Source organism: Rhodococcus yananensis (genome assembly GCF_020515525.1).
Taxonomy (GTDB): domain Bacteria; phylum Actinomycetota; class Actinomycetes; order Mycobacteriales; family Mycobacteriaceae; genus Rhodococcus; species Rhodococcus yananensis.
Window position 1 is genome coordinate 1 of sequence record NZ_JAIYEP010000113.1, and the last position, 9,671, is coordinate 9,671.

7 protein-coding genes and 1 pseudogene are annotated in these 9,671 nt (G+C 69.8%); 4 read left to right on the forward strand and 4 right to left on the reverse strand.

All coding sequences use genetic code 11. The features are described 5' to 3' along the window. Window positions 1-42: 42 nt before the first annotated feature. Window positions 43-1,002, reverse strand: coding sequence for an electron transfer flavoprotein subunit alpha/FixB family protein (locus LDQ05_RS18325; RefSeq protein ID WP_226438387.1), 960 nt, complete (start codon window positions 1,000-1,002; stop codon window positions 43-45). A 50-nt stretch (window positions 1,003-1,052) separates the two neighbouring features. Next, entirely contained in the window at window positions 1,053-1,838 is a 786-nt protein-coding gene (locus tag LDQ05_RS18330; RefSeq protein ID WP_226438388.1) for an electron transfer flavoprotein subunit beta/FixA family protein, read from the reverse strand. 169 nt (window positions 1,839-2,007) lie between these two features. Here LDQ05_RS18330 and LDQ05_RS18335 point away from each other — a divergent pair, with 169 nt between their 5' ends. The 3 genes from LDQ05_RS18335 to LDQ05_RS18345 are packed head-to-tail and all read left to right on the forward strand — an operon-like array spanning window position 2,008 to window position 5,650. After that, window positions 2,008-2,847, forward strand: a complete 840-nt coding sequence (locus LDQ05_RS18335; protein WP_226438389.1) for a class I SAM-dependent methyltransferase — start codon at window positions 2,008-2,010, stop codon at window positions 2,845-2,847. A 26-nt stretch (window positions 2,848-2,873) separates the two neighbouring features. Beyond that, the gene (locus tag LDQ05_RS18340) at window positions 2,874-4,388 is read left to right on the forward strand and encodes a 1,4-alpha-glucan branching protein domain-containing protein (protein WP_226438392.1); all 1,515 of its coding nucleotides are present in this window, start codon (window positions 2,874-2,876) and stop codon (window positions 4,386-4,388) included. A gap of 14 nt (window positions 4,389-4,402) precedes the next feature. Then, window positions 4,403-5,650, forward strand: a complete 1,248-nt coding sequence (locus LDQ05_RS18345) for a glycosyltransferase family 4 protein (protein WP_226438393.1) — start codon at window positions 4,403-4,405, stop codon at window positions 5,648-5,650. Between the two features lie 242 nt (window positions 5,651-5,892). Here the strand turns inward: LDQ05_RS18345 and LDQ05_RS18350 are convergent. Then, window positions 5,893-7,413 (reverse strand): annotated as a pseudogene (locus LDQ05_RS18350) (amidase). 61 nt (window positions 7,414-7,474) lie between these two features. After that, window positions 7,475-8,239: an acyltransferase gene (locus LDQ05_RS18355; protein ID WP_226438390.1), complete on the reverse strand. Its 765-nt coding sequence runs from the start codon at window positions 8,237-8,239 to the stop codon at window positions 7,475-7,477. 96 nt (window positions 8,240-8,335) lie between these two features. Between LDQ05_RS18355 and LDQ05_RS18360 the strand changes: the two genes are divergently transcribed. Beyond that, entirely contained in the window at window positions 8,336-9,634 is a 1,299-nt protein-coding gene (locus LDQ05_RS18360) for an outer membrane protein assembly factor BamB family protein (protein WP_226438391.1), read from the forward strand. Window positions 9,635-9,671 lie beyond the last annotated feature (37 nt).

Below are 9,671 nucleotides of genomic sequence, written 5' to 3' on the forward strand. Positions count from 1 at the left end.
GACGACGGGAGCGGGGCCGCGCGAAGCGTTGTGCGGCTGTGGTCAGCCCTTGTGCTTCTTGACCTCGTCGGTCAGCTGCGGTGCGACGTTGAACAGGTCGCCGACGACACCGAAGTCCGCGATCTCGAAGATCGGGGCCTCTTCGTCCTTGTTGACGGCGACGATCGTCTTGGACGTCTGCATGCCGGCGCGGTGCTGGATGGCGCCGGAGATGCCGAGTGCGACGTACAGCTGCGGCGAGACGGTCTTGCCGGTCTGGCCGACCTGGAACTGACCGGGGTAGTAGCCGGAGTCGACGGCGGCGCGGGACGCACCGACGGCGGCACCGAGCGAATCGGCGAGCGGCTCGACGACCTCGTGGAACTTGTCCTCCGAGCCGACACCGCGACCACCGGAGACGACGATGGACGCCTCGGTGAGCTCGGGACGGTCACCGGCGACGATGGGCTCGCGGGAGGTGACCTTGACGGCGTTCTCCTCCTGAGCCGGAACGTCGACGGCGACGCGCTCGGCGGCACCGGCCTGCGGGGCGGCCTCGACGGCACCCGGGCGGACCGAGATGACCGGGACCTCGCCGTTGGCCTTGGCGTCGACGGTGAACGCGCCACCGAAGATCGAGTGGGCGACCGAGCCGTCGGCCTTGACGTCGACGGCGTCGACGAGCAGGCCGGAGCCGATGCGCGCGGCGAGACGGCCCGACACCTCCTTGCCCTCGATGGACGCGGCGGTCAGGACTGCGGCGGGGCTGGTGGACTCGACGAGGGCGGCGAGGACGTCGACCTTCGGGGTGACGAGGTAGCCGTCGATGTCGTCGGACTCGGCGGCGTAGACCTTGGCGGCACCCGCGGCGGCCAGCGCTTCCTGCAGCTTGTCGGTGGTGCCGGCCGGGCCGGTGACGACCGCGGAGGGCTCACCCAGCGCGCGTGCGGCGGTGATGAGTTCGGTGCTGATCTTCTTCAGTGCGCCCTCGGCGTGCTCGACGAGCACGAGAACTTCTGCCATGGCTTTGCTTCTCTCCTAGATGTGTCCGGCTGGATTCGCGTGGGCGCGGATCAGATGATCTTCTGGGCGACCAGGTATGCGGCGATCTTGCTGCCGCCGTCGCCCTCGTCGGTGACGCGCTCGCCCGCGGTGCGCGGAGGCTTGGGGGTGACGCCGGTGACGGCGCTCGCGGCGTTGGCGACACCGAAGATCTCGGGGTCGAGGCCGATCTCGGCGAGGGTGAGGGTTTGCACTTCCTTCTTCTTGGCGGCCATGATGCCCTTGAAGGAGGGGAAGCGGGGCTCGTTGATCTTCTCGGTGACCGAGATGATCGCGGGCAGCGGGGCCTCGAGGCCGAAGACGCCCTCGTCGGTCTCGCGCTCGCCGGTCGCCTTGCCGTCGGCGAGGGTGAGCTTGCGCAGGTGCGTCAGGTGCGGGAGGCCGAGGTACTCGGCGATGATCGCGGGGACGGCACCGACGCGGCCGTCGGTGGCCTCGTTGCCGGCGATGACGAGCTCGACGCCCTCGATCTGGCCGAGTGCCGCGGCGAGCGCGTAGGCGGTCTGGATGGCGTCGGAGCCGTGCAGCGCGGGATCGTTGAGGTGGATCGCCTTGTCGGCACCCATCGACAGCGCCTTGCGGATCGCGTCCGTGGCGCGGTCGGGACCGGCGGTGAGGACGGTCACCTCGCCGCCGTCGCGCTCCTTGATGAGCAGGGCCTCTTCGACGGCGCGCTCGTTGATCTCGTCGAGCACGGCGTCGGCGGCCTCACGGTCGAGGGTGAAGTCGCCGTCGGTGAGCTTGCGCTCGGACCACGTGTCGGGGACCTGCTTGATCAAAACGACGATGTTCGTCATGGGTCTTCGTCGACCTCCTGTGTGTCGCTGCCATGGATCGGCGAGGCTCTGCCTGAACCGAATACTCGTGTCTGTCGCACGGGGTGTGCGATAGATTACCAAACGCTAAGTTACCAGGCGGTAACTTAGCGCGATGCCGGGTTCACCATAACCGCAGCGAAGGAGAGTCATGGATGTGATCCGAACCACCCCGGCCGGGTCCGTGGGCGGGGGGTCTAGTGTCGGGGCGGTGAGTGACTCCACCGTCCGCGCCGACGGCGCACAACAGTTGCCCCTCACCGGCGAACGGACAGTTCCGGGCATCGCCGAGGAGAACTACTGGTTCCGCCGCCACGAGGTCGTCTACCGCGACCTGCTGGCCCGCTGCTCCGGGCGCACGGTACTCGAGGCCGGGTCCGGCGAAGGGTACGGGGCCGACATGATCTCCGAGGTCGCCGCCCACGTCATCGGGCTGGACTACGACGAGAGCGCCGTCGAGCACGTGCGTGCCCGCTACCCGCGAGTCGACATGCGGCACGGCAACCTCGCCGCACTCCCCCTCGACGACGCATCCGTCGATGTCGTCGTGAACTTCCAGGTCATCGAGCACCTCTGGGACCAGTCGCAGTTCCTGCGCGAATGCCACCGGGTGCTGACCCCCGGTGGGGAACTCCTCATCAGCACCCCCAATCGCATCACCTTCTCCCCCGGCCGCGACACCCCGCTCAACCCGTTCCACACCCGCGAACTGAACGCCACCGAACTGACCGACCTGTTGGAGGAGGCCGGGTTCCGGGTCGAACTGATGACCGGAGTGCACCACGGCCCGACACTGCGGGCCCTCGACGCCAAGCACGGCGGCTCCTTCATCGACGCACAGATCGAACGTGCCCTCGCCGGTGAACCCTGGCCGGACGACCTCACCGCGGACGTCGCGGGAGTGACCGTCGCCGACTTCGCACTCGACCCGGCCGATATCGACGCGAGCCTGGATCTGGTGGCGATCGCGGTGAAGGACCGAAAGCGGTGAGCACGACACCACCGCGCGAACCCGGCATGTTCGCGCTGGTCCTGCACTCCCACCTGCCGTGGCTCGCGAACCACGGCAGGTGGCCCGTCGGCGAGGAATGGCTCTACCAGTCCTGGGCCGCAACGTATCTCCCCGTCACCGATGTCCTGCGGCGACTGGCCGCCGAGGGACACACCCGCATGCTCACCCTCGGCATCACCCCGGTGCTCGCCGCGCAGCTCGACGATCCGCACTGCCTCACGGGCATGCATCATTGGCTCGGCAACTGGCAGTTGCGCTCGCACGAGGCCGCCGGCATGCCCGAACGGTCGTACCGGGCGCTCGGTGCACGCGAACACCGCACCGCGGCGCAGGCCCTCGGAACATTCGAAACACACTGGCGCCACGGAGGTTCCGCCGTCGTGCGGGAGCTGATCGACGCCGATGCGATCGAACTGCTCGGCGGACCGCTGGCACACCCGTTCCAGCCGCTCCTCGATCCGCGGCTGCGCGCATTCTCCCTCACGGAGGGTCTGCACGACGCCCGCGCCCGCTGGCAGCACACACCGCGCGGCATCTGGGGCCCCGAATGCGGGTACACACCGGGCATGGAAGCCGGTTACGCCGCAGCAGGTGTCGAACACTTCATGGTGGACGGCCCGGCACTGCACGGCGACACCGCCCTCGGCCGTACCGTCCGCGAGTCGGACGTGGTGTGCTTCGGCCGGGATCTGCAGGTGTCGTACCGGGTGTGGTCGCCGAAATCCGGCTACCCCGGCCATCCCGCCTACCGGGACTTCCACACCTACTGCCACGACACCGGACTCAAACCGGCACGCGTGACCGGCCGCACCGTCGCCCCGCAGGACAAGGCTCCGTACGACCCGGATCTCGCGTCTCGCGCCGTCGACCGCCACGTCACCGACTTCGTCGACACGATCCGCGCCAGGATGCGCAGCGAATCCGAGCGCATCGGGCGCGACGCGCTGGTCGTCGCCGCATTCGACACCGAACTGTTCGGGCACTGGTGGTTCGAAGGTCCGCTCTTCCTCGAACGTGTGCTGCGCGCCCTCCCGGAAGCGGGCATCGAGGTCGGCACCCTGGCCGATGCCCGCGACCGCGGCTACGTCGGCGCGTCCGTCGACCTCGAGGACTCGTCGTGGGGATCGGGCAAGGACTGGCGGGTGTGGGCCGGCGATCAGGTGGCCGACCTCGTGCAACTCAACGCCGAAGTCGTGCAGACCGCCCTCGACGCCGTCGACAAGACCAGCACCGACACCGCGCCCGTGCTGCGCAATCGGATCCACGACCAGATCCTCCGTGAGGCCCTGATGACGGTGTCCAGCGACTGGGCGTTCATGGTCAGCAAGGACACCGCGGCCGGATACGCCCGCGATCGGGCACACAAGCACGCCCACGCCACACGGGAGATCGCGGAGGCCCTCACCTCCGGGCGCGCGGACACCGCGGCGCGGTTGGCCGCGGCATGGAACCGAGCCGACAACCTGTTCCCGGGGTTGGATGCGCGTCGCCTACCGGGACGTCACGGAGGCACCCTGTGAAAACGCCGTCGCCACTGAGGATCCTGATCGTCTCGTGGGAGTATCCGCCGGTCGTCGTCGGCGGACTCGGCCGCCACGTGCATCACCTCGCGGTCGAACTCGCCGCGGCCGGTCACGAGGTCGTCGTCCTGTCCCGGCGACCCACCGGCACGGATGCGTCGACGCACCCGACGATCTCCCACGTCACCGAGGGAGTTCTCGTGGTCGCGGTCGCGGAGGACGCACCGCACTTCGAATTCGGCGAGGACATGCTCGCGTGGACCCTCGCGATGGGGCACGCCATGGTCCGGGCCGGTGTCTCACTCGGCCGCGGCGGCATCGGAGACGGTTGGCAACCGGACGTCGTCCACGCCCACGACTGGCTCGTCGCGCACCCGGCCATCGCCCTCGCCGAACACTTCGACGTGCCGCTCGTGTCGACACTGCACGCGACCGAGGCGGGCCGTCACAGCGGGTGGCTGTCGGGCCGCACCAACCGGCAGGTGCACTCCGTCGAGTGGTGGCTCGCCAACGAGTCCGACTGCATCATCACCTGTTCCGCATCCATGCGCGACGAGGTCGGTGACCTGTACGGACCGGCGCTGCCGGCGATCTCGGTGATCCGCAACGGCATCGACGTCAGCACCTGGACCTACCGCGACCGGCAGCCGAACAGCGGACCGGCGCGCCTGCTGTTCGTCGGCCGTCTCGAGTACGAGAAGGGTGTGCAGGACGCGATCGCGGCACTGCCCAAGATCCGCCGATCCCATCCGGGAACAACCCTCGTCGTCGCCGGTGAGGGCACACAGTTCGAGTGGTTGCGCGAACAGGCCCGGGTGCATCGTGTCGCCCGGTCGGTGACGTTCCTCGGCACCCTCGACCACACCGAGCTGCTGGGTTGGCTGCACGGCGCCGACGCGATCGTGCTGCCGAGCCGCTACGAACCGTTCGGAATCATCGCGCTCGAGGCCGCCGCCGCGGGCATCCCCCTCGTCGCATCCACCGCGGGAGGTCTCGGCGAGGCGGTCGTCGACGGCGTCACCGGACTGTCGTTCCACCCCGGCGACGTCACCGGACTCGTCTCCGCCGTGCGCGAGACCCTCGACGATCCCGCCGCCGCACAGCAACGTGCCCGCGCGGCCCGGGCGCGGCTCACCGACGACTTCGACTGGGGTCGCGTCGCCGAGGAGACCGCGCAGGTGTATGCGGGAGCGAAACGGCGCGTCCGTAACCCGATCGGCCGGCCGCACATCCCGCAACGGCCCCTGCCCGACCGCGGCTGACGTCGCCCGCCCGCTCACTCCGGTCCACGGAGTTCCTTGCGGTCGGCGTCGACGAGGCACTCCACCGCGTGCCGATCGCACAGCTCCGGGTGAGCCTGTCCGATCGGCACGGTGCCGCCATCACCTGGCCCGGGCGGAAGATCCGCACCCGACGGGCGGTCGCGTCCGTCACCACTCTCTTCCCGGACTCTCTTCCCGGACTCTCTTCCCGGCGTCCGACCGTTCCGACCGTCGACGACGGATCAGGAATCCGATGTCGGCGAGCGAACACCGTCGGGTGCAGCCAGGAAGGGTGGCTGCCGGTCCGCCCACGGCTTCGCGCGTTCCAGTTCCGCCGCGAGCGAGAGCAGTGTGCGTTCACCGCCGAGCGGCGCGACGAACTGCACACCCAGGGGCACACCGCTCTCCGTCCAGTGCAGTGGCAACGAGATCGCCGGGCGCCCCGTGATGTTCGCGAGCTGCGTGTACGGGGTGCGGCCCAGGTTGTCGTCGATGATCGAGTCGACGAGTCCCGTCCACCGCGCGACACGACCGAGCCGCGCTCTGATGAGCACCTCACCGCCCGCCCGCATCCAGCCGGGCGTCGCGAGTTCTCCGACCCGAGCCGGCGGAAACGCGAGCGTCGGTGTCAGCAGCAGGTCGTACCGTTCGTGGAAGTCCGCGAGATCCCGGGTGTAGGTCGACCAGCGGTCGAGTGCGGCGATGTAGTCCTGCGCCGACGACGCCCGCCCGAGCGCCGCGAGCATCCGGGTGTCGAACTCGAACGCGTCCTCGCCCACGCCGGTGCGTCGCCGCGCGTCGTCGATGTCGGCGGCCACCGGCGCGAACCACATCGTCAGGAAGTCCACGGCGAGCGCGCGTTCGTCGACTCCGGTGCGCGCCGGCTCCACCCGGTGGCCGAGTTCCTCGAGCAGCACCGCCGCGGCCTCGACCGCGGCGACGGCCTCGCGGTCGACCCCCGTCCCGATGGGTGAATCCGTCGAGAATCCGATACGCAGCCGTCCCGGTGGCGTCCCGAGCGCCGCCGCGAACGTACCGTCGCCGGTCTCCCCGAGGAACGGCCCACCCGGATACGGCCCGGCGATCACGTCCAGCATCGCGGCCGTGTCGCGTACCGTGCGGGTGAGGACCCCGTTCGTCGCGGCGCCGTGGAACACCTCGCCGCCCCGCGGCCCGGTCGGCACCAGACCGCGTCCCGGCTCGAGCCCCACCAGACCGCAGCACGCCGCGGGGATGCGGATCGAGCCACCCCCGTCACCGGCACCGGCCGCGGGCACCACACCCGCGGCGACCGCCGCAGCCGAACCACCCGAGGAACCACCGGGTGTCAGATCGGTGTTCCACGGATTCCGGGTCGGACCGTCGACCTCCGGTTCGGTGATCCCCTTCATCCCGAACTCGGGGGTGTTGGTCTTACCGAAGATCACCAGGCCCGCGTCGAGCCACCGATCGACGATCACCGAGTTCCTCGGCGCCGGAAGGGTCGCGAGCGCGCGACTCCCCCGCCCGTCCGGGACACCGGCGATGTCCTACATCAGATCCTTGACCAGGAACGGCACCCCCGCGAACGGGCCGGACAGCGGCCCACCGGCGCGGGTACGCGCCCGGTCCTCGAGGTGACGCACGACGGTGTTCAGCGTCGGATCGACCGCGGCCAGTCGCGCCAGTGCGGTGTCGAGCAACTCCGCAGGTGTGACCTCGCCGCGCGCGACCAGTTCTGCCAGGCCCACGGCGTCGTGACCGCGGTATTCCGCATAGTCCATCGTCGTACCCTCCTGCCGAGCGATGCCGGTGCCCGAGCCTAGCCCCGGGCAGCGGCCGCTGTCAGGAGCCCGGGGTCGTGTCGAGCGGAACGTCGCCGGTCTTCTTGCGCGCGATGTCCTCGAGCGCCGCGACGTAGGCTGCGCGGTCGGCTGCTCCGGCCTCCCAGGTCTCCTTGCGGTTCTTCACCGCCCGCGCCGGCGAACCCACCGCAATGGAGTAATCGGGAATCTCGCCCTTGACCACCGCGTGCGCGCCGAGGACGCAGCCGCGGCCCACCCGGGTGTCGCGTAGCACCGTCACCTTCGCCGCGATCCACGTGTCGGGCCCGATGCGCACCGGGCTCTTGACGATCCCCTGGTCCTTGATCGGATACGTGATGTCCTCCGTGCGATGGTCGAAGTCGCAGATGTAACACCAGTCGGCGACGAGGGTGGACGCACCGATCTCGATGTCGAGGTAGGTGTTGACGACGTTGTCCTTGCCGAACACGACCTTGTCGCCGATGCGCAGCGAACCCTCGTGGCAGCGGATGGCGTTGCCGTCACCGATGTGCACCCACTTGCCGATCTCGAGCCGCGACAGTTCGGGTGTCGAATGGATCTCCACGTTCTTGCCGAGGAACACCATGCCGCGCAGGATCACGTGCGGATTGGCTGCCTTGAACTTCGCCAGCCGGTAGTACCGCACGAGGTACCACGGCGTGTACGCCTTGTTCGCCAGTACCCACTTCAGGGAGGACAGTGTCAGGAATCGTGCCTGTTCCGGATCCCGGTGGCGGGAGCCGCGCCACCGCGTCCGAAGCGGTGCGCCCCACATGCTCGTCATGGATGTGAAGCCTACGGTCCGCCTCGTGCACGGTGCACACGGCCCGGCCCGATACGCTGGCGAGTCGAATCGGTCCGTCCTCGAAGGAGTGAACAGATGCGGGGTGCCCGACGGGCAGCAGTGCTGACGGCGGCGGCAGCGCTCGTGTTGAGCGGGTGCGGCAGCGACGACGCGCCGCCCGCCGGCTGGTCCGGTCGCTACTCGGACTCGGGAAACACCGCGTCGACGTCCACCCCGGGACTCGACGACGTCACGTTCTCCTGGACGCGGCCCACCGGAGGGATGGTCGGTTCGCCGGTCACGATCGCGCCGAACGGGCAGATCTTCGTCACCGCCACGACCGATGCGGGATGCAACCTCTTCTCGTTCCGCGTGGACCACGGCCGCAAACGCTGGTGCACCCGGTTGGCGCCGGGGGTCGCGGACGTCAGCCCGCTGGTCGACGAGCAGGCCAACATCTACGTCGGCGAGGGCGGCGGGTTCTTCTCGTTCAACGAGCACGGTCAGCGCCGCTGGCGTATCCCGGTGAGCGGAACCCCGCGCAGCGCACAGTTCGCCCCCGACGGAAGCGTCGTCGTCGTGACACATTTCGGCCAGGTGAACGTCGTCGATCCCCAGACCGGACGGTTGCGTGCTCCGGTGTTCGATCTGCTGCCGCTACCGGGCGTCGGCGACGGGACGAACATTCCCCGGCAGGCGAGCGATCACGGACTCGCAGCGTGCTTCGGTGGATCACCGGACTGCCCGGTCGCGACGACACCCGCCGTCGACCCGTCCAGCGGCCGGATCCTCACCACGGTGTGGCGGCCGGGCGCCGACCGCGCCGCGCTGGTGGCGCTCCGGTACACCGGCGGTGACGACGCCGTCGTCACCGAGGAATGGTCGTTCGACGACCTTCCCGGTGGTGCGGTCACGAGTCCCGTTCTGTCCGCGGACGGCACGACCGTGTATGTGCACGACGGGACCGGCGCGCTGTGGGCGCTCGACGCCGCGACCGGAGCGCCGCGCTGGAACCACGACGTCGGGTTCGTACCGTCCACCGGACCCGCCGTCACGCCCGACGGCACGCTGGTGCTCGCCGCGGGCGGCGACGCCGGTCCCCTCGTCGCCGTGCGCGACGGGGGCGACGCACCCGAAACCGTCTGGGAACGCGACGATGTGCGTCAGATCGGGGTGCCGGCACTGACGGCGAACGGTCGCGGCTACACCGTCGTCGACGGCGAGGACGAGCCGGTCGCGCTGGTGTTCGACCTCGCCGACGGCACCACCGTCGACCAGGAACCGCTCGAGGGCACGAGCGGATTCTCCCCGGGCACGGCGGTGGGCCCGGACGGCGAGCTCGTGACCGTCACCGTGCCCGGCGACGTGTACGTTCTGGCGGCTCCCACCGCCTGACCCGTGCGCGTTTCTGGTAGCCCCAGCTACCAGAAAC